Origin of the sequence: Methanoculleus sp. UBA430 (assembly GCF_002506585.1) — an archaeon.
GTDB lineage: Archaea > Halobacteriota > Methanomicrobia > Methanomicrobiales > Methanoculleaceae > Methanoculleus.
The window spans coordinates 127,996-152,204 of the sequence record NZ_DAXW01000015.1 but is presented as its reverse complement, the minus strand read 5'-3'; the positions used below and the strand labels follow the sequence as shown (position 1 = coordinate 152,204).

The 24,209-nt window shown below is 58.8% G+C and carries 21 protein-coding genes and 1 tRNA gene; 14 read left to right on the top strand and 8 right to left on the bottom strand.

Features of this window, described 5'->3' with window-relative positions; translation table 11 throughout:
- Positions 1-108 precede the first annotated feature (108 nt).
- The 6 genes from BRA49_RS11505 (at position 109) to BRA49_RS11480 (ending at position 6,220) form a co-directional block, all read left to right on the top strand.
- The gene (locus tag BRA49_RS11505) at positions 109-1,506 is read left to right on the top strand and encodes an NAD(P)H-dependent oxidoreductase (RefSeq protein WP_292386228.1); all 1,398 of its coding nucleotides are present in this window, start codon (positions 109-111) and stop codon (positions 1,504-1,506) included.
- A gap of 79 nt (positions 1,507-1,585) precedes the next feature.
- Positions 1,586-2,674: an epoxide hydrolase family protein gene (locus BRA49_RS11500; RefSeq protein WP_292386227.1), complete on the top strand. Its 1,089-nt coding sequence runs from the start codon at positions 1,586-1,588 to the stop codon at positions 2,672-2,674.
- Between the two features lie 127 nt (positions 2,675-2,801).
- On the top strand, positions 2,802-4,121 hold the full coding sequence (locus tag BRA49_RS11495; protein WP_292386226.1) for a protoporphyrinogen/coproporphyrinogen oxidase: 1,320 nt from the start codon (positions 2,802-2,804) through the stop codon (positions 4,119-4,121).
- On the top strand, positions 4,118-5,095 hold the full coding sequence (locus BRA49_RS11490) for a glycosyltransferase family 4 protein (RefSeq protein ID WP_292386225.1): 978 nt from the start codon (positions 4,118-4,120) through the stop codon (positions 5,093-5,095). Before BRA49_RS11495 ends, BRA49_RS11490 begins: the two co-directional genes overlap by 4 nt.
- A complete protein-coding gene (locus BRA49_RS11485; RefSeq protein WP_292386224.1) occupies positions 5,092-5,790 on the top strand; it encodes a glycosyltransferase in 699 nt (232 codons plus the stop codon). The genes BRA49_RS11490 and BRA49_RS11485 overlap by 4 nt, the downstream gene beginning before the upstream one ends.
- Positions 5,791-5,794: 4 nt before the next feature.
- Positions 5,795-6,220, top strand: coding sequence for a PaaI family thioesterase (locus BRA49_RS11480; protein ID WP_292386223.1), 426 nt, complete (start codon positions 5,795-5,797; stop codon positions 6,218-6,220).
- Between the two features lie 611 nt (positions 6,221-6,831).
- Here the strand turns inward: BRA49_RS11480 and msrA are convergent.
- Positions 6,832-7,326: a peptide-methionine (S)-S-oxide reductase MsrA gene (gene msrA, locus BRA49_RS11475; protein ID WP_292386222.1), complete on the bottom strand. Its 495-nt coding sequence runs from the start codon at positions 7,324-7,326 to the stop codon at positions 6,832-6,834.
- Positions 7,327-7,418: 92 nt separating this feature from the next.
- Here msrA and BRA49_RS11470 point away from each other — a divergent pair, with 92 nt between their 5' ends.
- Complete coding sequence (locus tag BRA49_RS11470; protein WP_292386221.1) at positions 7,419-7,970, top strand: ferredoxin domain-containing protein; 552 nt, start codon at positions 7,419-7,421, stop codon at positions 7,968-7,970.
- 14 nt (positions 7,971-7,984) lie between these two features.
- Positions 7,985-9,067 (top strand): GHMP kinase, encoded by a 1,083-nt coding sequence (locus BRA49_RS11465; RefSeq protein ID WP_292386220.1) that lies wholly within the window; start codon positions 7,985-7,987, stop codon positions 9,065-9,067.
- Between the two features lie 391 nt (positions 9,068-9,458).
- Here the strand turns inward: BRA49_RS11465 and BRA49_RS11460 are convergent, their stop codons facing one another.
- The 3 genes from BRA49_RS11460 to yaaA all read right to left on the bottom strand — a co-directional run bounded on the left by BRA49_RS11460 (position 9,459) and on the right by yaaA (position 12,781).
- A complete protein-coding gene (locus BRA49_RS11460; protein ID WP_292386219.1) occupies positions 9,459-10,445 on the bottom strand; it encodes an HNH endonuclease in 987 nt (328 codons plus the stop codon).
- 217 nt (positions 10,446-10,662) lie between these two features.
- Positions 10,663-10,974: a nucleotidyltransferase family protein gene (locus BRA49_RS11455; RefSeq protein WP_292386218.1), complete on the bottom strand. Its 312-nt coding sequence runs from the start codon at positions 10,972-10,974 to the stop codon at positions 10,663-10,665.
- 487 nt (positions 10,975-11,461) lie between these two features.
- Positions 11,462-12,781: a peroxide stress protein YaaA gene (gene yaaA, locus BRA49_RS11450; protein WP_292386217.1), complete on the bottom strand. Its 1,320-nt coding sequence runs from the start codon at positions 12,779-12,781 to the stop codon at positions 11,462-11,464.
- A gap of 59 nt (positions 12,782-12,840) precedes the next feature.
- On the opposite strand from yaaA, the gene BRA49_RS11445 reads away from it, so the two are divergent.
- Together BRA49_RS11445 and BRA49_RS11440 are read left to right on the top strand one after the other, a co-directional pair.
- Positions 12,841-13,353 carry a hypothetical protein gene (locus BRA49_RS11445; RefSeq protein WP_292386216.1) on the top strand — a complete coding sequence of 171 codons (513 nt, stop codon included), beginning with the start codon at positions 12,841-12,843 and terminating at the stop codon, positions 13,351-13,353.
- A gap of 294 nt (positions 13,354-13,647) precedes the next feature.
- Positions 13,648-15,969: a dockerin type I repeat-containing protein gene (locus BRA49_RS11440; RefSeq protein WP_292386215.1), complete on the top strand. Its 2,322-nt coding sequence runs from the start codon at positions 13,648-13,650 to the stop codon at positions 15,967-15,969.
- Between the two features lie 158 nt (positions 15,970-16,127).
- Here BRA49_RS11440 and BRA49_RS11435 read toward each other — a convergent pair whose 3' ends face one another.
- Complete coding sequence (locus tag BRA49_RS11435) at positions 16,128-17,618, bottom strand: PH domain-containing protein (RefSeq protein WP_292386214.1); 1,491 nt, start codon at positions 17,616-17,618, stop codon at positions 16,128-16,130.
- The gene (locus BRA49_RS11430) at positions 17,618-18,157 is read right to left on the bottom strand and encodes a PH domain-containing protein (protein WP_292386213.1); all 540 of its coding nucleotides are present in this window, start codon (positions 18,155-18,157) and stop codon (positions 17,618-17,620) included. Before BRA49_RS11430 ends, BRA49_RS11435 begins: the two co-directional genes overlap by 1 nt.
- 433 nt (positions 18,158-18,590) lie before the next feature.
- On the opposite strand from BRA49_RS11430, the gene BRA49_RS11425 reads away from it, so the two are divergent.
- Complete coding sequence (locus tag BRA49_RS11425) at positions 18,591-18,995, top strand: hypothetical protein (RefSeq protein ID WP_292386212.1); 405 nt, start codon at positions 18,591-18,593, stop codon at positions 18,993-18,995.
- Between the two features lie 327 nt (positions 18,996-19,322).
- On the opposite strand, the gene BRA49_RS11420 is transcribed toward BRA49_RS11425, so the two are convergent.
- On the bottom strand, positions 19,323-20,504 hold the full coding sequence (locus BRA49_RS11420; RefSeq protein ID WP_292386277.1) for a bifunctional 5,6,7,8-tetrahydromethanopterin hydro-lyase/3-hexulose-6-phosphate synthase: 1,182 nt from the start codon (positions 20,502-20,504) through the stop codon (positions 19,323-19,325).
- Positions 20,505-20,723: 219 nt separating this feature from the next.
- Here BRA49_RS11420 and BRA49_RS11415 point away from each other — a divergent pair, with 219 nt between their 5' ends.
- Positions 20,724-21,248, top strand: coding sequence for a DUF421 domain-containing protein (locus tag BRA49_RS11415; protein WP_292386211.1), 525 nt, complete (start codon positions 20,724-20,726; stop codon positions 21,246-21,248).
- Between the two features lie 89 nt (positions 21,249-21,337).
- Here the strand turns inward: BRA49_RS11415 and BRA49_RS11410 are convergent.
- Positions 21,338-21,490, bottom strand: a tRNA-Trp gene (locus BRA49_RS11410).
- Between the two features lie 92 nt (positions 21,491-21,582).
- Here BRA49_RS11410 and BRA49_RS11405 point away from each other — a divergent pair.
- Together BRA49_RS11405 and BRA49_RS11400 are read left to right on the top strand one after the other, a co-directional pair.
- Positions 21,583-23,283: an AMP-binding protein gene (locus BRA49_RS11405; protein WP_292386209.1), complete on the top strand. Its 1,701-nt coding sequence runs from the start codon at positions 21,583-21,585 to the stop codon at positions 23,281-23,283.
- A gap of 42 nt (positions 23,284-23,325) precedes the next feature.
- The gene (locus BRA49_RS11400; RefSeq protein ID WP_292386208.1) at positions 23,326-24,177 is read left to right on the top strand and encodes a 4Fe-4S ferredoxin; all 852 of its coding nucleotides are present in this window, start codon (positions 23,326-23,328) and stop codon (positions 24,175-24,177) included.
- Positions 24,178-24,209 lie beyond the last annotated feature (32 nt).

Here is a 24,209-nt window from a genome sequence, read left to right as displayed (position 1 = left end):
GCGAAATGCCCTGCGAGAAATTCCGGATCGCCGGCAGGACCGTCCTTCCGCAAGATATATCCCTCCGCCTGATTTAGATCCGTATATAATACGCGAGCGTGCGAAATCATGCAGATCCGTGTCATTTCCGGGAGCCCCAAGGGAGAGAAGAGCGTCACCCTCCAGTACGTCCGGTTCCTTGAGCAGGCATTTCCGGAGCATACCTTCTCCGTGGCGCATGTGGGGCAGGAGATTAAGACGATCGAGCGGCAGGAAGAGGTATGGAACAGGCTGCTCGCCGCGGTGAAGGAGTCTGACGGCGTGCTCTGGGCGACCCCGGTCTACTGCATGCTCGTCCCGGCGCAGCTCAAGCGTTTCATCGAACTGATAGGCACCCGGAACGCGGCGGAGACGTTCTCGGGGAAGTATGCCGCCAGCCTCACCACCTCCATCCACTTCTTCGATCACACCGCCCACGCCTACCTGCACGGGGTCTGCGACGACCTCGGGATGCGGTATGCCGGTTCTTGCTCGGCCCACATGCAGGATCTCGAGAAGGAGGCGTTCCAGGAGCAGCTCGTCCTGTTCTTCTCCGATTTCCTGGAGGCGATAGAAGAACGGCGGCCGGTTCTGAGGGAATTTCCATCGCTGCCCGCGCTCTCTTCCTCCTACGTTCCGGAGACCCCGCCGGCCGCGGTGGACACCCGCGGGAAACGGGTGGTCATCCTGCACGACGCGGAACCCGGCTCCGACCTTGAGGCGATGGTTCGGCACCTCACGGCGTGCTACGCAGGTTCCGTCCAGGTTGCCCACATCCGGGACGCCATGATGAACGGTGGCTGCCTGGGGTGCTGCCGATGCGCCTTGGAGAACACCTGCATCTACGACGACGGATTTATGGCATTCTGGAGGCGGTATGTCGTTGCCGCGGATATTCTGGTCATGGCCGGGACCGTCCGCGACCGCTTCTTCTCGGCAGCCTGGAAGCGGTTCATCGACCGGAGTTTCTTTAGCGGCCATGTGCCGGCGTTTAAGGGAAAACAGGTCGCATACCTCGTGGAAGGCCCGCTCGGCCATCTTGCAACCCTCCGGGAGGTTCTCACGAGCCTGGTGATGACGGAAAAAGCCAACCTTGCGGGGATCGTGACCAACGAGCCGGACCCGGGCGAGATCGATGCCGCCCTGCAGGCCCTGGCCGAACGTTCCGTGAGGCTCGCGGGCCGGGGGTATATCGCACCGGCCACCTTCCCGGCTGTGGGCGGCCATAAGATCTTCCGGGACGAGATCTGGGGAGGGATGCGGGCGACCTTCAAGGCGGACGACCGGTATTATCGGCAGCACGGGCTCTACGACTTCCCCACCTGGAACTACCTGCAGCGGATCGGCACCCGGGTGACCTCTCTTGCAATGAGCATCCCCTCCGTCAGGCGGGAGGTGGTGAAGAGTATGCCCGCCTATATGATCCAGCCCCTGCAGAAGTCGATAGAAACGAGCAGGGTCCTGGCAGAGAGGAGGAAAAGACGATAGAGCTCCGCTGAGCCGCCCGGTCAATTGATGCAGCCCCCACGCGAAATATATAACCGGAGACAGGCCGTCCACCCGGAGCATGGAACCCTTCACCATCTCCGTTCCGGAGACAGTCCTTGAGGACCTGCGCCGGCGGCTCGCCGACACCCGCTGGCCCGACGACGGCGCCGGGTGGGAGTACGGCACCGCCCTCTCCTACATGAAAGACCTCGTCCGTTACTGGCGGCACTCCTACGACTGGCGGGCCCGCGAAGCGGAGTTGAACCGGTATCGCCAGTTCCGCGCCGAGATCAACGGGACGGGAATCCACTTCGTCCACGAGCGCGGGAAGGGACCGGACCCGGTGCCGCTCCTCCTCCTCCACGGCTGGCCCGACTCGTTTTACCGCTATCACCGCGTCATCCCGCTGCTCGCCGGCTCCTTCGACGTGGTCGTCCCGTCCATCCCCGGCCACGGGTTCTCCGACCGGAAGGCCATGACCACTGATGAAGCCGCCGACATCTTCGCCGAACTGATGACGGATCTGCTCGGCTACGAGAAGTTCATCGCGGCCGGCGGCGATGCCGGGACACTGATCGCCCGGTCACTTGCGGAACGGCATACAGAGGCGCTCATCGGCATCCACCTGACCGACGTCGGCTACCCGGACCCGTCGACGGACTTCGCGTCCCTCACGGAGCCCGAGGTCGCGTTCGCAGAGTTCATCCAGGGGTGGTGGATGAGCGAAGGCGCCTTCAATATCATCCAGTCGACCAAACCGCAGAGCCTCGCCTACGGACTTGCCGACTCGCCCGCGGGCCTCGCGGCCTGGATCATGAGTTTCATGGCCTCGGACACGACCGGCGAGGAGATTGAAGCGCGCATCGGCCGCGACGACCTGCTCACGAACATCATGATCTACTGGGTGACGGAGACGATCGGCTCGTCCGTCCGCAGGTACTACCTCGATACGCACACGGCCTCCGGTCCCTGGGAGCGCACCCCGGTTCCGGCGGCCGTCGCCCACCCTCCCCGGGACGCTCCGCTGCCCCGTGAATGGGCGGAGCGCAGAGTGAACCTCGTGCGCTTCACCGACCTATCTCGCGGCGGGCACTTCGCGGCCTGGGAGGAGCCCGAACTCTACGCGGAGGACCTGCGGGCGTTCGTCGGGGAACTGCGCAATCTTTAGGAACCCCTGCCGGGCGGCGGTGTCGCACCCCGCGTTCCCGGTCTGATTTCACCGCCTTTCTACTCCATTTTGCAGCAATCTCCGGGAACCGGATGGTCAACCATATATGGCATCGGCAGTAAACAGTATGAATGTGAAATCGGCGGTACTGGGTGGCGGTCTTACCGGGATTACGCTGGCCCGCCTGCTCCACGAACAGGGCGAGGACGTGACCGTACTCGAACGGGATACGACGATCGGAGGGCTCTGCCGATCGATCACGGATGCTGGGTTCACGTTTGATCTCGGGGGCTCGCACATCATCTTCTCCCGCGACACCGAAGTCCTCTCCTTCATGCTCTCGGTCCTCGGCGGGAACGCCGATCGTCGGAAGCGGAACACGAAGATCCTCTATAAAGGTCGCTACGTCAAATACCCCTTCGAGAACGGCCTCTATCAACTCCCTGACGAAGACCGCTTCTTCTGCATCAACGAGTTCGTCAAGAACCTCATCGCCGTCGAGAAGGGCGAGGTCCCCCCGCCGGAAAACTTTGCCGAATGGATTAATTACACCTTCGGCCGGGGGATCGCCGAGTCCTACATGCTCCCCTACAACGAAAAGATCTGGAACTTTCCGGCCAGACGGATGTCGCACCACTGGGTGGAGGGGCGCATCCCCCGGCCGCCGGTCGAGGATATCATCCGGTCGGCCGTGGGTATCGAGACCGAGGGCTACGTCCACCAGGCGGTCTTCTCCTACCCGGTGACAGGCGGTATCGAGGCCCTGGTCCATGCGATTGCCGAACCGGTCCTCCCCGCCGTCCGGACCAACTTTGCGGTCCGCTCCATCCGCGAGGAGAGCGGGGGGTTTGCCGTCAGCGACGGCAGAAAGACCGTCCATGCCGAACGGCTGATATCGACGATCCCGCTCCAGAACCTGCTCCCCTGCCTTGCCGACGTCCCGGCCGGGGTGCAGGCGGCCTGCGACGCCCTCCGCTACAACTCGCTCTGTTCGGTCTTCATCGGTCTCTCCGGTGACGTCCCCGATATATCGTGGCTCTACGTCCCCGACCCGGCGACCGGGCTCTTCAACCGGATATCGTTCCCCTCGAACTACAGCACGGCGGTCGCCCCGGCCGGTCACTCCTCGATCCTCGCCGAGATCACCTACAACGACGGCGACACGGTATCACAGATGACGGACGATGCGGTGATCGAGCATACTGTGGGCTCTCTCATCGCGGCCGGGATCATCCCTTCACGGGAAAACGTCGTCTACACCGGCGTCGCGCGGCAGAAGTTTGCCTACGTCGTCTACGATACCGGGTATCTCACGAACGTCGCGATCGTTCGTGAGTTCTGCCGGGAGCGGGGGATCGACCTTGTCGGGCGGTTCTCGCAGTTCGAGTACCTCAACATGGACGGCTGCATCAGGAGCGCGATCGACTTCGTGGGGACAAATGGATGAAGGTCAACATATTCGTCGAGGACTTCCGCTTCCTGCGCTACATCGGGTGCGCAACGGCGGCACGGACGCTGCATAACCACCTCGCCCTGCTCCCCGGTATGGAGGTCTCCCGCAACCTGTATCACGGTGACTTCGACCTGACCCACTACCACACCTTCGGGCCCTGGGCGATGTACCACCTGAAGTTCACCGAGGGCGTAAAAGTCCTGACCGCCCACTCGACCCCCCGGTTGAACGAAGGGAATGTCGCCTTCTCAAAGAGGATAAATACGGTATACCCGAAGATCTACCGGCAGTTCGACCACATCATCACGATATCGGAACCCTGCCACCGGGAGACCGACCAGCTCGTCCCCGATGTCCCGAAGACTCTCATTCCGAACGGCATCGACCGGGCGTACTTCAAGCGGGACAAGAAGAAGCGAAAGGAGTTCCGCGACGAGTACGGGATCGACCACGGCCAGAGAGTGGTCCTCTCCGTCGGCCAGCAGACACCCCGGAAGGGGATCTACGATTTCCTGGCGCTTGCCGACCTGCACCCGGAGATGACCTGGGTCTGGGTGGGCGGGTTCCCCTACGGGACGTTCTCGAAGGACTACGCGAAGATCCAGATGCTCAAGACCCAGTCCCACAAGAACGTCATCTTCACCGGCGTCATCGAAGATATATCCCGGGCATACAGCGGGGCGGACATCTTCTTCATGCCCTCGCACGCGGAGACCTTCGGCCTCGTGATCGTCGAAGCCCTCTCGGCGGGCCTCCCGGTGATCGCCCGGGACATCTTCGAGTTCCAGGAGATCTTCGGGGACTCGGTCCTCTTCTTCCGGGAGGTCGATGAGGCGCAGGGCCTCCTCGCCGACGACGCGGCCCTGAAGCGCTGCGCCGCGAGGGCTCGTGCTTCGACGGAGAGATACGACATCACGCTTATAGCAAAACGACATCAACAACTATACCGGGAGTTGATCGAGGGATGATCTCCGTGGTCGTTCCGACCTATAACGAGGAGCAGAATATCGAGCGCTGCCTGCAGTCTCTTGCCGACCAGACGGTGCCGAGGGATTCCTACGAGATCATCGTCGTCGACGGGAACTCAAAGGACCGGACCCGGGAACTGGCCGAGCCGCTCGCGGACAGGGTCTTTGTCCAGACGAGCAAGCGGGTGGGCGGGGCGCGAAACGACGGGGCGATGGCGGCCAGCGGCGATATCGTCGCGACGACGGACGCCGACTGTATCCTCCCCCATGACTGGGTGGAGCGGATCGGGAGGAACTTTGCGGAGAAGAAGATCGTGCAGCTCTACGGCACGGTCTACCCGATCGAGGGGGGCATCCGGAACCACCTCTCGCTCCTCGGCGCAAACACCTTCTCGCGCCTGGGCTACCACACCCGGACGATCTACTTCACGCTCGGGTGCAACACGGCCTTCGACCGGGAGGCGTTCGCCCGGGCGGGGATGTATCGCTGCATCGATGCCGGGGACGACCTCGAGATAGCCCAGAGGATGCGGAAACTCGGGAAGGTCTACCTCGACCCGGGCCTGAAAGTCGGGTTCTCGATGCGGCGCTACCAGCAGTTCGGGACGCTCAAGTCGATATCGGAATGGCTGTATATCGTTCTGCGCGGCGGCGAGGCCGGCAACGCCACCTACACGCAGCGGGAGTATAAATAGTTCCATGAAGCAGACCGGTTCCATCCCGGAAGCCTATGGCGATGTGGTGCGCCGGTCCGATGCCTGCCCGTTTGCACGCCGCCTCGGGATGAGGGTGACGGCGATCGAGGACGATCGCGTCCGGGTCTCCATGCCGACTGCGGGGATGGAGAACGGTCACGGCACGACCCACGGGGGCGCGATCTTCGCCCTCGCGGACCACGCCTTCGGTATCGCCGGGAACCTTGGCGGGGAGGACCAGATAGGGCTCTCGGCGTATGTCCAGTACCTCTCCGTGCCTGCAGGAGAGACGCTCGAAGCGGTCGCCCGCAAGGTCTCTGAGACGGAGAGGACCTCGCTCTATGCCGTCGAGGTCTACTCGGGCGACCGGATGGTCGCCTCGTTCGAGGGCGTCGGGTTCAAGACCGGGGTTCCGGCGCAGAAAGAGTGAAGGGGGGGTTGGTGCCGATTTAGCGGTGCCTGCCCTGCATCCGGCCATGAGTGCATTTTTCGGCCCTGTTGAAATGCTTCCACAACCTCTGGATAACGCTCGGTCGCCGATAGGGATGGACGATGCGGGTCTCACGCGAAGCCGCGAAGTCGCGAAGGGAGACAGTTAATACTCATTCAGACTTCGCGTTCTTCGCGCCTTCGCGTGCGTCGGGAGATAGGTGTATCTGGAGATTATTCACCCTCCGGAAGAGGGTTTCAACAAAGCCCATTTTTCTAAACATTGCTGCCGGAACGTCGCACCTTCGATCTTCTCCTGCTCCTACCCTTCGGCTAGTCACCTATCATTCCTAGGAGATCGCTTACCTCGATGCACGGATTTCGTGGGGATATCGCCACGTACTGCCCCCGCCCCTTGGGGCCGGGGGAGGAGGCCGGAGGCCGGGCGGGGTGGGGGGCACAGGCATAGCCTTACAGGGTAGAGACAGGGGAGGGGGGATGCTCCCCCCTCCCCGTCGGCCCCTCCCCCAATGGCGATGTCCACTGGGAAGCCGTACACGGGATTGTCCGGGGTGTGCGCCCCCGGAGTGAGGCGTGGGAGAGCCCGTCCTCCTACCACAGCGTCCGGCACTGCCCGCCGCCGCGCTTCGCGAAGAACTGCTGGTGGTACTCCTCGGCCCGCCAGAACGTCCCCGCGGGTTCGATCGCGGTGACGATGGGGCGCCGGAACCTGCCCGAGCGGTCCGCCTCCTCCTTCGACGCCCGTGCCTCTTTCTCCTGCTCCGGGGTGTGGTAGAAGATCACCGACCGGTACTGCGCCCCGATATCGGGGCCCTGCCGGTTCGGGGTGGTCGGGTCGTGGGCGTTCCAGAAGACGTCGAGGAGCGCCCGGTACGAGACCACGCCGGGGTCGTAGGTCACCTGCACGACCTCTGCGTGCCCGGTCCTCCCGGTGCAGACGCCCTCGTAGGATGGGTTTGCGGTGGTGCCCCCCATGAACCCCACCGCCGTATCCACGACACCCGGCACGTGCCGGAACGTCTCCTCGACGCCCCAGAAACATCCTGCGCCGAATGTGGCCGACTCGAGATTCTTCTCCGTTGCCATGACAACCCGGCTCTTCGGCGGGGTTCCCGGAAAAATGTATCGCTGCCTCCGGCCGGGCATACTCTTATCTTGGGCCGGTGCCACGTACTCTCATGGGTATCGAATCAGACGCCGTGGAGACCGTCGCGAAGTTAATGGCTCTCTCGGCGCGCACCGCCCCGAAAGCCCGGGGCACCGACGTCATCCGGACGAGGATCGTCACCGGCGAAGGGAAGACGGTCCTCGCGGAGGCGATGCGGAGGTTCGGCGAGCGGCATAACCTGGGGTTCTTTCTCCGTGACGCGGCTAACGTCGCGGCAAGCGACGCCTGTTTCCTCATCGGATCGCTCTTAAACGATGCCGTGGGCCTCGACTGCGGCGCGTGCGGCTATTCCACCTGTGCAGAGATGCTTGATGCACAGCGCGAGGGAGGGGTGCGGACCACGCCGTTTGGGGGCCCGAACTGCGCCGTCCGGATGGCCGATCTCGGGATCGCGGTCGGCTCCGCGGTAAAGACTGCGAGCATCCACAACGTCGACAACCGGGTCATGTACTCGGTCGGCGTCGGCGCGCTCTCGCTCGGGTGGCTGGATGGATGCGGCGTCGCCTACGGCATCCCGCTCCGGGCTGCTGGAAAGGATATCTTCTTTGACCGCACACGCTGAAACGAAGTGACATCATGCCCATTATGAAGATCCGCGGAGGGGACTTAGACCTCGTCGAGTACGAGTTCACCTCCTTCTCCCCCGGCGAGCATATCCGACCGTGCGGCCTCCAGAAGGACTACCCGCTCGCGCCGGTTGCCGGCACCGTCGTTGTCCGCGCCCCGGCGAGGATTCATCTCACCGTGCTCGACATGAACCGGTTCTCCCCGGACCACCCCGGGGGAGGCGGGATCGGGTTTGCCATCGGTGTCTACTGCACCGCCGAGGTCACGTGCACGGCCTCAGGCATCGAGATCGACTACTCCCGCGAACCGATCCTCCGCCACTTCGTGGAGGCCTTCCGGCAGGTTGTCGGTTATGAGGGCGGTTTTAAGATCTCTGCACGCGACCACATGTACGAGCACGTCGGGCTCGGGTCCACGAGCACCATCCTGATTGCGGTCGCAAACGCCCTCAACACCGCCGTGGGCTCGCCGCTAACGAGCGACCAGCTCCGCCTCCTCCTCGGCAGCAACTTCGTCGAGGAGACGGATGCCGGGAACGTCGCGTTCGGGTTCGAGACCGGTGTCGGCCCCGCCGCGAGCACCCACGGCGGGATGGCGGTGATGGGGGACGAGCTGACCCTCGTCTACCGGCACGCGTTTGCCGAGGGCAAGCGGGTCTACATCGCCATCCCGACCTCCGATGTCTCGTCGGCGGGGGAGAAGGAGTTCGACCTGCTGATGAACAAGGCCCGGACCCTGGACTACCGCGACCGCGAGCTGAAGTCCTACCTCATCCTGATGGACCTCATCCCGGCACTGGAGCGCGGGGATCTCGAGAAGATCGGCGACGTCATCTGGGAGATCGAGTTCCGCGGCTCGAAGCGGGCCGAGGTGGAGCACCACGGCTTCGAGATCTACCGCTACATGGCGGCGCTCCGGGACGCCGGCCTCGAGTTCGTCGGCATGAGTTCGGTCGGCCCGTCCATCGCGGTCATCACCGGCCGGCCGGAGGAGGAAGTGGCGGCGATCCTGGCAAAGGCCGGCCTCCGGGTCGCGATCGCCACGAAGGTCGACAACGAGGGGCTGAAGATCCGGGTGGAAGAGAGGGCGTGAGGGCCGGGACCCCTACATCACAATCTTCTGGCTCTGTAGAACTCCCTATCAGAGATTATATCATTGACTTCCATTGAATCGAAGTAATAACCGGGGGCTGTGCGAATCACCCTTCCCAAAATCATCCCAGATTACCACCTTACGCGAAGGCAACCTGGGTTGTTAACACGCTCTTTTCGCGCTCTTCGCGAGAGACTTCATTGTTCCTATCGGCAACAGGAGCATCTGAGAGGGCAACTGGCAGGAGATGAAGAAACTCGAAGAATTTCGAGTGAGTAGTCCGCTCCCGGCAGAGGCTTTTAGGCAACTTGTAGTGTGGACGTGAGGGAGATTATTAATGGCTTAAATCCGCAAGCAGGTCCCAAAAATTACGGGGGATCTAAGACCTCATTTAAGTATCTCTGAATATTTCCCGCCTATGATAGTTTAAATACCTAACGTGGTTCTTCTCTATATTTCTTAAGTTCATACCCGGGTGAATACCAAGTTCATTCCGGTCATTTTCACTTAATTTATCACTAATGATTATTTTTCCTTCATTATCAAAACTGATATATCCTAGATCGAAAGCACTGTCTAAGTTGGGAATAAGTAATAAACCATTGTAGATGTCCAGGCGTTCTGCATTATCCGAATCTCTCCAGGGCTTGATATGAGATGCCCTTAATAACCTGGTTAAACTACACCCTGTGACGGCACATGTTCCCCAATAATTTACCAGACCTGAACGGAATGCTCCCTGACCAATGCGGCTCAGTATTATTGATTCACGTTGTGTCTTAGGCAGATCTTCATAGGTGTCTTTACACTCTTCAAAATCTTTCAAGGCATTGTTTTCAGGCTTATCGCCGTAATCTGGACGAGGAATACTTTGGTCAAGCTCATTACTCAAATAAACTAACAATTCAGGACTATGCTTTTTCTGGCTGTCAATCCTCAACAGGTCGTATTTATTTGCAGCTTTTTTTATGTACTCAAAGTGTAAATCGCGTAAAAGTGGCCAGATATCCAGATCCCTACTGGACGGAATATAATAGCCATTTTTTGATGGAATTTTCTTATACTCAGACCAATCGCCATTGTCCCAGTGCCATGCTTTGCATTCTTCTAATATATCCTGTTTATCCTTCATCTCATTCAATAACTGTTTGTCAAGAGACAACCATAACCCGTTTTTGTGGACGGTGCAGACGATCAGGCTGCCGACCAAGAGTCGAACACCTTCACTATAACAGTATACACCCCATTTATTACGCCCATATGAGTTAGCTTCAAGGAGCGATTCAACGAATAAGGACAAACAAGCCCTTCTGTAATCTTCATCGGGCAAAAGTGACAATATAGTCTCTTCGATTTTAGCGATATTGGAATGCGTCATAGAAGTCTCTCCACAACGCTCAATTGACACAGACCCGTATTAAAAATTGTTATATAAATCAGCATTATTTGGAGATGATCTTGGAACTTAACAAACCATGCTCTCCCCAATTTGACGATGTGCTTCTCGCCTTAGAATAGTCCCAGCACCCCAAGGAACTGCATAAAATGAGGCCACTGGACCTGACACAACAATATCCTGGAGGAACATCTGCGCCTCACGCGACGGCATAGACTTCCCTGCAGGTCTCCTCCACCGCCCGGCGGAAGAACGGGTTTCGCACCGCAGACAATTCAACGAGATCGACCTCGCGGCCGAAGGCCCGGGCCAGGTCCTCGGCGAGGCTAAAGTAAGCCCGTGCATGTTCCACCGGGACCATCGGCTCGAACTCGACAACGAAGTCGATGTCGCTCGATGCCGGGTCGAACCAGTCGCCCGTCGCCGAGCCGAAGACCCCGAGCCGTTTCACGCGGTGACGTGCCGCGATGCGGGCAATCTCAGGGATCTTCTCGCGGATAATGGGGTGCACCGGACTCCTCCATGAGAGTCATACCACAGGGAATGCATTATCCCTTTCGGATAGACCGCCCCCGGCTTCGACACAAGCCCGGTAGCGGGCGCCGCAGTCGCTGGAGGGAAGTCGCCGGGGGTTCGATTATGTCCCGCTGCGCCTCGCACCGAAAAGAGCGACAACAACCCCGACAACGAAAGCAACCACCCCGGCTGCTGCCCATAACGGGGATCCGCCCACGATAGGTTCGCAATTCGCGACACAGAGTATCGGACGCATCTGGATAATTGCCATGCCCTGGAGAAACCAGAGCAGACCAAGAGATGCAATAAAGGCGCCGATGAGCACGCCCACAATTTGTATGAGTCTCATTCCCGGTCCGACCACTACGGTTTGTGGGTATTAACATTGCGCTCACCGTGGCGTTGAGATCCACAGCACCGTGGCGGCACTCCGGGATGCCAACATCGAGTCTGAGCAGTGGCAAAAATGGATATCATTTCAGTTATTCCTCAATACGAAGGAAAAATGCACGTATCTTCCTTGCAGCAAGTTTTGATAAATCATATGTTTCCTCATCTTCGTGCTTTTTATCAAAACTGTGAAGATAGAGCTGGCGGCCACCTTCATTGGTGAAGAATATGAGTCGATATTTATTGATCCGAATGCGCCACCCAAGATAATCTCCAAATCGCCCGTTTCGGAGTTCTGTGATGTCTTTTCCCTTTCTAGAAATCGGAAATGTCGTTATTAATGAGACCAGATCGGCAAAGAGACTCTTTTTCACATTGGGATCATTGAACTGGTTAATATCCTTGATGAGGTTAGAGTTGATCGCCACGTTCCAAGGTGATTTATGTTGTCGAACCTCTTCAATAAGTACCCGTGCCTTATCGTGGCCGAATAATCTCTCATAGTCCTCCTCCACATTCTTTGAGAACATCTCCAGCCCCTGTCGCATATCTGCGAGTACCATTTCGAGTTCACTCGGTTCACGTGGCCAGTCCTCCCCTTTCGGTGGTGACGGGATGCTTCGAAGCATCAGATGATGCGCTTCGAGCTCCCATGAGTCCGGAAGCGTAAGTAACTCCGATGCTGGCATACGTAAAAGCGGGTCACAGAGTGCTGCTCCGAATGTCTTGATCTGATCCTCCCCAGGACCGATATTCGCCATTGCATGGAGCACCCGCACCCCCGGTAATGCATAAATCGCCGGCCAATCAATCATCTCATGATATGCCCGCTGTCCGGTCATATCCACGACCAAGCGTACTCCGCGCGCTTTAATATAAGCGGAAAGGAGTCTGGTGAGCCTATTGCCTTCTTTCCAGATCGCTTGAATTTCCGGGAGGTCCTCAAGAGGCGATTCATAGAGTTGAATCTGTTCTTGGGGGCGGAGCAGGCCATAGAGCCCCGAGATGATCAAAAGATGGTGTGAAGATCCGTTCAGACTCGTCTTGAGATCATAGATCCTTCCATCATTACCCTTTCCACCGTAGAACCTTCCGGTATATCGGTCGATTGCAGGCAGATACTTAGCGCGAGCCGTACCGTTGAAGTCCGCCCCCCGGCGGAGATCCCTGTTCAGGGGATGTTTTGCGAGTGGAATTCCGTAATTCTCAAGATCTCCCTGGAATATGAGTTCGAAAGACGCTTTCCTTGTCTGATACAGAAGGTTCTCTTTCTGGGGATCTTTGAGCCAAGCTGCGATCGATTGCTCCTTCTGGTACGGCTCGTCGTTAGATAGGGGTGATTTATTCAACGAGCAGATCCCCAGAAAGAGAACCGGGCTCGTGGGCTTATACTCAATTGGTGACGGCTCCATCGCGATCAGTCAACAATCAGTTTCGTTATATTTAAAGGCGGGTGAATTGATCTTCGCTTATGACTCTTGATCTCAATACCTTGGCGCAGGGCATCTCGAAACACGTCAGCACCTGTACCTCCGCCCGGTTTCTCTGCACAACGCAGGCTTCTTTTGAATCCTGGTTTCGTGTCGAACTGGTTCCGATCCTCGTGGAACTGGGGATTGATTACAAAACCGTTTCCCCTGATTATACCTATCCCGGCACCCGTTACAAAGCCGACCTTGTCTGCTCCGGTGAAGGGGGCCGAACACTTATAGAGTTAAAATCGTTCGTTTCGGGGCAGGACGCTAATAAAAAAGACCGATATCCCGAACAGATCGAACGACTACGTTCTCTTCTCGCTCGGGATGCTTCCGTCGGGCAGGTGATTACATTCACTACGTTTCAAGAGTATTCACCTCGGCAAATCACGACACTCATTGGACGCCTCTTCGATCCCTCCCAGTGGTCGATGGTGGGGCCTATCCCCGTTGTTGATGAGTATCCATCCTTGCAGTTTCTGATCGCCGGTATCACCAAGGTACACTGATGATTCTCCTGATGTACGATATACCTCCTCATGCGGAAGTTGATTTCACACCTTACCCCTCAATTCGGGAGCACTCTGCACTCACAGAACACGAAGCACATCACCAGCACAGTGAATAAGTATTCCGGGCTCACGCACAACTGAAGAGTCGGGGTATTTCTCGATTATTTTTGCTCTTCCCGGCAAAATCAGATGTCAGCGAAATCAATCTTTCGAAAAAGCCGTTTCCCTCAACGCTGACAATGCAAAAACTTAACCTGCAGTAGTGAACAATCACTCAATTGTCGGATAGGTATGATGGTTCTGCGATTGGTAAGCTCCAAAGTGTTGCTTTTGCTTTTGGTTCTCTTTTTTGTGGTTATTCCCGTTTCTGCTGTAGAAAAACCTATAATCACCTCGGTGGTCATAGAGAATGATACGATCACCGATGGTGGCGAGATTCACATCACTGTCTCAGGTACCGCTGATGCCAGGGTGACGCAAGGGTTCTACTCGCGATCCAACCCCATGGGTGCTTGGGGATGTGGGTTCCATGACATCATCCAATCAGGAACCAACTGGACTGGTCATATTCGATATACCGTATCGCCACAGGCCCCGTCTGGAGAGTATAAGTTTTCAAATATCCGTGTCATGGACGAGATAGAGCAACAGTCAGATAACTGGCCAGAAACAGTTGTTGTTATCGTAAATAACTCTCAGTCGGTAGGGAAGCCAGTCGTCGCATCTGTCACCGTTAATAATGGTACAATCATTGACGGCGGTGAGATTGAAATTACCGTATTGGGAACCGCTGATGCCAGGGTGACGCAAGGGTTCTACTCGCGATCCAACCCCACGGGTGCTTGGGGATGTGGGTTCCATGATATTATCCAATCAGGGACAAACTGGACTGGCCATATCCGATATACCATATCGCCACAGGCTCCGTCTGGAGAGTATAAGTTTTCAAACATCCGTGTCATGGATGAAATAGAGCAACAGTCAGATTACTGGCCGGAAATAGTCACTGTTACTGTAAACAATTCTCAGACGGTAGGAAGGCCGGTCATTAAATCGGTTGTTGTTGGAAATGAGACGATTATCAATGGTGGTGAGGTTCACATTACCATTTCGGGAACCGCTGATGCCAGGGTGACGCAAGGGTTCTACTCGAGATCCACCCCTATGGGCGCTTGGGGGAGTGGATTCCATGACATCATCCAATCAGGAACCAACTGGACCGGTCATGTTCGGTATGTCGTATCGCCGTTAGCTCCTTCCGGAGAGTATAGGTTTTCAAACATCCGTGTCATGGATGAGATAGACCAACTGTCGGATTACTGGCCGGAAACAATTACTGTTTGTGTTGATAACCGCGAGAACGGCGAAATAACGCCTACGCCGACGTTGACAGTAGTGACCCCAACTGCAACACCAACGCCACCTCCGGGTCCGGGTACCGATAAACCTGTAATTATCTCGGCCACCCTAAATCAAGAAGAATTTGCGGATGGGGGAACTGTGATACTCAATGTAACTGCATATTCGGTATCTCCTGTAAACTGGCTGAGTTCTCGACTGGACGGCCCCAAGGGCAACATCTTTGGAGGCGGAAGCGGGGCTCGTTTCACCGAAATCTCCCCGCACAACTGGAATTACCAGAGAAGTTACACCCTCTCCCCATATGCCCCATCGGGGAACTACACATGGAGTGGGATCCAAGTAGAAAACGAGAATCAAGAGGCATCGGACTATTGGTCGGCTATGACGTTTAGTGTCCAAAACACGTTTGACAACGACATCCCCGTAATAGTATCTGCCGAACTAAACCAGTATGAGTTCCACGATGGCGGGACAGTAGTACTCAATGTGACTGCGCGCTCAAAATCCCCGGTGAGCTGGCTGAGCTCTCGGTTGGATGGCCCCAAAGGCAGCATCTTTGGAGGGGGGTATGGAATCCATTTCACTGAGATTTCTTCAGGCAACTGGAGTTACCAGGAAAGTTATTCAATCTCACCATATGCACCGTCTGGAAACTATACGTGGAGCGGGATCCAGGTGGAGAACCAAAATCAGGAATCTTCACAAACCTGGATCCCACTAACCTTCCAAGTATACAATCAGTGTAATAACGACATTCCTGTTATTACGTCAGCGGAACTTGACCCGTATAAATTCGTCGGCGGCGGGATCGTAACACTCAATGTGACTGCAAACTCGGTATCTCCTGTAAACTGGTTAAGCTCTCGGCTGGATGGCCCCAAGGGTAACATCTTTGGAGGTGGATATGGAGCACGCTTCACCGAGATCTCCCCGCAAAACTGGAGTTACCAGAGAAGTTACACCATCTCTCCGTATGCGCCGCCGGGGAACTACACATGGAGCGGAATTCAGGTAGAAAATGAAAATCAAGAAGTATCGGACTACTGGCCAGCCTTGACTTTTGCAGTTGTAATGGTTGATTTTAATGGAAATGGCGTCTTGGACATCGGTGATGTCTCGAAGGTAGCCTACATGGTCGTCGGGAAGGTGGCGGCGGATCCTGCTGCTGATTTCAATGGTAACGGTGCGGTTGATATCGGTGATGCCGCGAAAATTGCCTATTACTTTGTCGGAAAGATCCAGGCACTGTGAAGAAACTAAAGATACTTCAGGCAGGCGATTTACAGGGCGACCATGAATGAGGTCGGAGAGACACTGCATCATCCCCGGCAATCACAGCATCACGCTTGGTGATGGCTGGCTCTGGGTTGTCAAGAAGCCGGTTGCATTAGGGAATCCCCTCACCCCGCTCAGACACTATTCTTCTGCCAATCATACTCCCCGCTCGCGATCCGCTCCATCACGGTCTCGCCTATGACGCCGAGCCGGCTCCCGGAAAAATACCCCGACGAGATGCTTGCACCGCCGGTCGAGGAGAGGAGATACACCCTCGCCCGGGCCACACCAAAAAACCCGGCGACCGGGCCCCGCTCGACCTGGACCGTCTGGACCTTGTCGTAGTTCATCACCACGGTCTCGCGGTCCACAGCGCCGTTCACAAACGTAAAGAGGTCCTTGCCGGCGTCGAACTCCGTGATCCGGCAGGAGACCCGCGTCGCGTAGAAGATCGCGAGGACCCCGAGGAGCGTGGCGAGCGGCAGCACCCAGGGGAGGACCGTGCCGGCGGTCCCGGCGAGATCCGCGGCCTCGTGGTAAACCCGGAGCGACGGGTAGGCCATCGCCAGAGCGAGCGCGAGAGAGGCCGCCGCGGCTCGGATAAGGAGCATGCTCCTCGCCCCTTCCGGCTGCCGCTCCGGGTTCCGATCGTAGACGAACTCCGGCACCAGCTCGCGGAGGAGCCTCTGCTGCGTCGCGTCGTCCTTTAAGAGGCAGAGGACGGGGCGGAGACTCTCCCCGGTCCCGGACGCGAGCCCCACCACCTCGGCCTCGATCCACGACCGGTGCAGGAGCCGGGCCGCAAGCGTGCTCTTGACGCGGACGGCGTTGACCCGTGAGACGTCAAATGATGTTTTGTAGGTTCTGAAGAAGCCGTGCTGGAGGTAGATCGTCTCCCCCCGGCGGTAGACCCGGTAGTTGTAGTAGCGGAAGATGAGCGAGACCGCCGGCGCTACCTGGAGGGCGACGAAGATCAGCAGCGAGACGAGCGCTCTGCCGTCCCCCCTGAATCCCGCACCCGCAGAGGTGTAGAGTTCAACAATCGAGTAGGCGAGAAAGACCGAGCCGAAGGTGGTCTGGTACGTCGGGACGCTGAAGAGGCCGTGGACGACCACGTCCGCCGGGGAGAACGAGACGAGGGACTCCGCCGGCTCGTCCTCGTCCGGCACGACCTCCCCATCGTGGAGGCGTTCCAGGATCGCCGACCGCAGTTCGTCCGCCGTATCCTCGCGGAACGTCAGGACCGCCTCCGGGACCGTCGCGCTGCTGCCCGAGTTGATGTTGATCTGCAACTTCGATGTCCCGAAGAGCCGATTTACGATACCCCGGTTCACGTTGACCGCCGCGATCTTCGCGTAGGGGAGGGTCTTCTTCATCTTGAAGAGGGTGTCCCTCTCCACCACGATCTCAGTCTCGCCGAACCGGATGGTCGTTAGCTTCCACTGCCGGTAGTTGAAGAGCAACAGCGCGACGACGGCGGCCGCAAGCACGCCCGCCACTGCCGTCGTCTCAAACCGCGTAACGAGGAGCGCGACGAGGACTACGACGGAGAGCGAGTTCTCGACGATGACGCTCGGGTGGCACCTCACCCTCTCGCCGGGCGCGATCATCTCAGTCCCCTGCATCAGTCACCCGTGGGCTCCGTTGCCGGCACCCCCGGCCCCGGCACGCGCTCCTTGAGCATCCTTCCGACCAGACTGTCCAGCAGTTCGGCCACCTTCTCCGCCTCTTCGGCTTCGAGGTAGTTGAGCGTCGCCACGCCGCCGGCGGTGGTTATCGTGACGTCGGCGAGGCCGAGCATGCTGTTGATCGGGCCCCGGGAGACCTCCACCTGGTGCACCCGCTCGATCGGCACCAGGATGTGGCGGATGAAGAGGATCCCGCAGCGCACGTCGATCCGGTCTTCGGTGATCCGGTAGCGGTAGCGGGCGTAGAAGACCGGCGGGGAGACTATCATGTAGGCCAGGACGATGGCGAGGACCGCGATGAAGGCGTACCGGACGAGATCGTAGTTGGGGCCGAGGAACCCCTGCGCATAGATCTCGACGAGGACGAACGCCCCGAGGAGGATCGCGTAGGAGATGGCGTGGCCGAAGTACATCGAGAGGAGGCACTTCCGGTTCAGCCGCCGATACCCGTCCGTGCCCGCTCCGGGAGAGAACATGGTTATTCGTTGCCGTTTTGTTCACATTAACTTATTCTTCGGGACGGCTTCGGTCTCCGCGCCGCCGGGCAATTTTTGCCGGAAAAAGGTCTCGACTGACTGAGAAGTCGGTCATGATGCGGAACTACTCTGTAGATTTTCGGTCATTAGAACCTCGCCGACGGTGGCCCACTTGCGTGCCGGGTCGTCTTCATCGGTGTCGGGCAAACCACAGTAGCACCCACACCTAGACGCGACCACCAGCACACCCACGCTCACGGAGAGGGCCACAGCCCCGCGCGTGCCGCCCGATGGTGTCGAGGGTCCGGCGCCGCTGCAGATCGATCCCTGTAGGACGTACGCTCTTAAAAAGTGATATTTTTACCAGAGCAAAGAGGGCGTGCGCTGTGCAATTAAGTTATATTTAAATAAACATGCACACGATTTTCATGGTATGAAACCAGTTGTCATATTACTAGCGCTGTTAGTTGGCTTTCTGTTGGTCTGTGGGTGCACTCTCAATAGCGATACCGTTAGTGCCTCTGAAACCCCCCAGCCGACGGTGCAACAGCCCACTGCAGTTTCAGACCCATCATCGGCAAATGCACCGAAATACCGAGCAGGGGATATCATCGATGATGCTCCAACAGACGACGGCCCTTGCTGGCTGGTTCTCTCATATGATCCAGGAACAGACATGTATGAGACGGCTGTTATTTTTAAGCACGATGACGGTTCATGGGGATATCTGCTGGACGAAGATACCGATTGGGATGAACGAGAGTTCATCGACACAGCGTACCCTGTGTATATCGCTTACGTCGAACTGTCTGATGTAACAATCGGGTCCTCCATATGATCTAGAGACGGATGAGTAAGAAAAAGATGTTATTTTAAGCACGAATCATTTTTTCTGCCGCCTGCCAATGCGCTGAGGTTCAGAAAGACGGTTGAGAGCCGTCCTGCCCCTCTCCAGGTTCGCGCGGCCTGTATCAACCTCGCGTCCGTCCACCCCCGGACAAACTCCCACTGGAGGTCCGGGAGGTTGAACGTCGTTGAGCCAGACCGTGATATCCCGCAGCTGGTGGATGAGCTGCCGGATATAGTTCGGGGAGTAGTCAGACGACAAGGGCAAAATGGTTCATACACGAAAATAGGGTTGAGAGTATATTGTTGTAATGACCGCCTAAAAGTCGGTCATAATCCTGAACTGGTCGATCTCTTCGGTGCTCAGTTCCTCGAGGAACTCTTCGGCCGCGTGCTGGATGTTCTTGCTCGCGGTGATCGCCCGGCCGACGACCAGGATGTCCGCGCCCGCCTTGAGCGCGTCCTTCACGACGCCCTGCCGGATGCCGCCGGCCGTTGCGACCAGGAGTCGCTCGCCGCCGGCCTTCTTGATCGCCGGGATGTCGCCCCAGGCGTGGGTGGTCTCCTCGACGTCGATGCCGCGGTGGAGTTCCACGACGTCCGGCTTCACCTTGAGCTGCTCGACGACGGCGCGGGGGTCCTCGACGTTGAGCATATCGACGACCGTGTAGATCCCGGTCTTCCGGGTGTCCTCGATCGCCTTCTCGATCGTCGAGAGGGGGGCAAGGCCGGAGATGACGACGGCGTCGGCGCCGGCGTCGGCGGTCATCCGGGCCTCAAGGTTGCCCGTGTCGAGGGTCTTTAAGTCCGCCACGATGAACGCGTTCGGCCGGATCTCGCGGATCTCGGATATGATCGAGAGCCCGAACTTCTTGATCAGGGGCGTGCCCGCCTCAATGATCAGGTGGTCGTTCTGCGGCAGCGACTCGAGGACTCTCCTCATGTGGTTCTTGTCCACGAGGTCCATAGCGACCTGGAGGTAGGGCGGGTCCCAGAGGCGCTGGACCTTGAAGCCCATGACCGCGTGGGCGGCCCGGTCCTTCTCGTGCAGGAGCGTCTCGACGTCGGGGAACCGGTCGAGGGCCCGGCGGAGCGCGAGTTTCACCGCGCCGTAGTTGAACCGGTAGATCTTGTTGTAGTCCTCCGCGGCGGTGTCGAGGTAGACACTTGCCATGATGACGGTGTCCTCGATGTCGATCCCCTCAAAGACGCCCTCCTCGACTGAGTCCGCGACGGCCTTCGCCACCGCGGCCTGGACGGGCCCGAACATCTGGTTCACCTGGTACCCCTTCTTTAAGGTGACCTTCGGGATGACGAGCGTCGAGGGCTTCGTCGGCAGGTTCGGCCTGATGACCGCAAGGAGCGGCGTGTGTCCCCTCGAGAGCTGCGAGATCGAGTTCGCGAACGCCTGCCCTACGGCGCCCTCTTTGTTTCCTATTAACAGATCGATGTGCGCAAGTTCTGCGCCATCTCCAACCAGTGCTTCACCGATGAGATACATGTGGATGCCCTCAGATAGTGCAGGAATATTGGTGAGACAGCTATTAAAGACCTCCCGGTTCCCCTCCCGATCCCGCCCGGTAAGCGGGCATTTTGCGAGGAGGCGAGAATAGAAGGGCGGAACGTTCTGGAGAAGGGCGGGCTGGTGCGCCCCCTGCCCGGGAGTGAGCATCTGCGGGTGACGAAAGGTATAATCCATCCCTGTGCTCTCACGCCGAGCATGTCGGACCTCTTTGTCCTCCAGACACCGCTCTTCGAGCTCGTCTTCCGGGCGGCCGTGATCTACTTCTTCCTCCTGCTCGCCATGCGGCTCATCGGCAGGCACGAGTTCGGGCAGCTGACGCCGTTCGACCTCATCCTCCTGCTGATCATATCCGAGAGCATCGCGGAGGCGCTCACCGCAGGCGACGACTCTCTCCTTGCGGGGCTCGTCAGCGCCTCGACGCTTCTTCTCCTGAGCGTTCTCGTCTCCATCGGCCAGTACAAGAGCCAGCGGATCCGCAATATCGTCTCGCCGGGAGCCCTGAAGGTGATCGAGGACGGGAAAGTCATCGAAAAAAGTCTCCGGCGGGAGCTGATGACGTATGACGACCTCGTCGAGCGGCTCAGGGCACGGGGTATCGGCGGTATCGAAGAGGTCCGGATCGCCTACATCGAGAGCGACGGCGACATATCGGCGCTCACCTACCGCGAGACCGACCGACGCCGGGCAGCGGCCGCCGAGGAGGAGAAGAAGACGGAATGAACGGTGACGGCTGCCGGGGACCTCCTGGTCTTAACCTGAGATATCACGAAGAAAATACCCTGCGGTATCGGCAAAAGATCATAAGAATGTGGGGTCGGTGAGATTTGAACTCACGATCGACGGGTCTCTCCGACATGCATCAGTGCTCCAACGGGTCATCATCCGTTCATCAGGAGACCCATTGTTCATCACGTGCAAAGACCGCTGGAGCCCGTCGCCATTCCGGACTAGGCCACGACCCCATATCCTCTATACCGTCGACGCCATGCAGTATAAGGGTTACGCCGGAAAAAACCAGAAATCATATATCGATACCGGCACCCATTTATATAGAATGGTCGAGGGCAGTTACGCGTGTGGGAACTCGCAAATACCCCTGCTCGGCATCACCATCGGTGAAATGCTGAACCGAATCGCAACGGCGCATCCAGATAGCGACGCACTCGTCTCCGTCCACCAGGAGATCCGGTGGACCTACGCGGAGTTTCTTGAGCGTGTCAACACCCTGGCGCGCGCCCTCATGGCACTCGACGTGGAGCGTGGGGACCGGGTCGCCATATGGGCGCTGAACTACGCGGAATGGGTGCTCACCCAGTTTGCCACTGCAAAGATCGGCGCCATCATGGTGAACATCAACCCGGCTTACAGGACCTACGAGTTCGAGTACGCCATGAAGCAGTCCGAGGTCCAGACCCTCCTCATCCAGGGGCGGTTCAAGACCTCCGACTACGTCGGGATGTTCTACGAGTCCTGCCCGGAGGCGTTCGAGGCGAAGCCGGGCCGGATCAACAGCGACAAGTTCCCGTTCTTGAAGAACGTCGTCTTCCTCGGCGACATTCCCTACAACGGGATGTACACCTGGGACGACCTCCTCGCGAAAGCCGCACTCATCAGCCCCGACGAACTCCGGGAGCGGGAGGCGTCGCTCGACTTCGACGACGCGGTCAACATCCAGTATACCAGCGGGACCACCGGGTTCCCGAAGGGCGTCGTCCTGACCCACCACAACATCTTAAATAACGGCTTCATCATCGGCGAGGGGATGAAGTTCACCCATAAGGACCGGCTCTGCATCCCGGTGCCGTTCTACCACTGTTTCGGGATGGTCCTCTCGAACATGGCGAGCGTCACCCACGGCGCTGCGATGGTCCTGCCGGCACCGGTCTTCAGCGCCGAAGCGGTCTTGCGCGCCGTCCAGGACGAGAAGTGCACGGCGCTCCATGGGGTGCCGACGATGTTCATTGCCGAACTCTCCCATCCTGACTTCCCGAAGTACCGGCTTGATACGCTCCGCACCGGGATCATGGCCGGGTCGCCCTGCCCGACCGAGGTGATGCGGGAGGTCAACAAGAAGATGAACATGTCCGAGATCGTGATCGTCTACGGGCAGACGGAGACCTCGCCCGGCGTGACGATGACGACGACCGCCGACCCCCTGGAGCGGCGGGTCTCGACCATCGGCAAGCCCTTCCCCCACACCGAGATCAAGATCGTCGACCCGCACACGAAGAAGATCGTCCCCCGGGGAGAGACCGGCGAGATCTGCGCCCGGGGCTACTGCGTGATGCGGTGCTACTACAACAACCCCAACGCCACGCGGGCGACGATCGACGAGCACGGCTGGAACCACACCGGCGACCTGGGGACGATGGACGAGGAGGATTACCTCAAGATCGTCGGGCGCCTGAAGGATATGGTGATCCGCGGCGGGGAGAACATCTACCCGCGTGAGATCGAGGAGTTCCTCCACAACCACCCCCTGGTCGCTGATGCCTACGTGATCGGGGTGCCGGACCAGAAGTACGGCGAGGAGCTGATGGCCTGGATCAAGCTGGAGAACGGCTCGCCCCTCACCGAGGAGGAGGTCAAAGAGTTCTGCCGCGGTCGGATCGCGCACTTCAAGATCCCGCGCTACGTCAAGTTCGTCGACGACTTCCCGATGACGGTCTCGGGGAAGATCATGAAGTTCAAGATGCGCGAGATGGCGATCGAGGAACTCGGGCTTGAGGATGAGTCGAAGATCGAGACGGCGTAATCCCTCCCACCTTTTTTTTATCGCGCACGACGTCTTCTTATCATGCACGACTCGTTCGGCGTCCGGGAGATCTTCGAGGAGATCCGTTCAATCCTCACCGACCCGGACGTAAACCGGCTCGGCCCGGATTGCGCGGAGCCCGTCTGGGACAGCCCCCTCATCGGCGTCTCCCGCAGCGACGATCCGCTGTATGCCGAGTTTCAGGAGACGATCGGACCGTTTCACTGGACGCCCCTTGAGGCGCTCCGTACCGGGTTTCCGGAGATAGACGTCGCGGCGTCCGATCTCGCCGTCGTCGTCTGGGCGCTGCCGCAGACCGCCGCGACACGGCGCGACCACCGTGCGTGCACGACTCTTCCCTCGCGGCGCTGGAGCCTTGCGCGCCACTACGGGGAGGCGGTGAACGACCGTGTCCGCGACCGTCTCGTCCGGGTGCTCGTCGATGCCGGATACCCGGCCGTCGCCCCGGTCAGGCTCCCGGCTTATGGGCGGGAGACCTCGGAGCGGTTCGGCATCGCCTCGCGCTGGTCGGAGCGGCACGCCGCCTACGCTTCAGCCCTCGGCACCTTCGGCCTCTGCGACGGCCTGATCACGGAGCGGGGCAAGGCGGTGCGGTTCGGATCGGTCGTGGCCGCGATAGACCTTCCCACAACGCCGCGGCCGTACAAGAGCCGGACTGAGTACTGCCTCTCCTTCTCCGAACAGGGGTGCGACGCCTGCATCCGCCGCTGCCCCGCAGGCGCGATCTCGGCGGAGGGGCACGAGAAGGAGCGGTGCTTCGCGTACATCCGGGAGACGATGATGCCCTTCGTCGAGGGGGATATCGGCATCCCGGCCGCGAGCTGCGGCCTCTGCCAGACCCGCGTGCCCTGCGAGTCGCGGCGGCCACGATAGAAGGTTGTTCCGCCTCGCGGCCGCAGACGGAC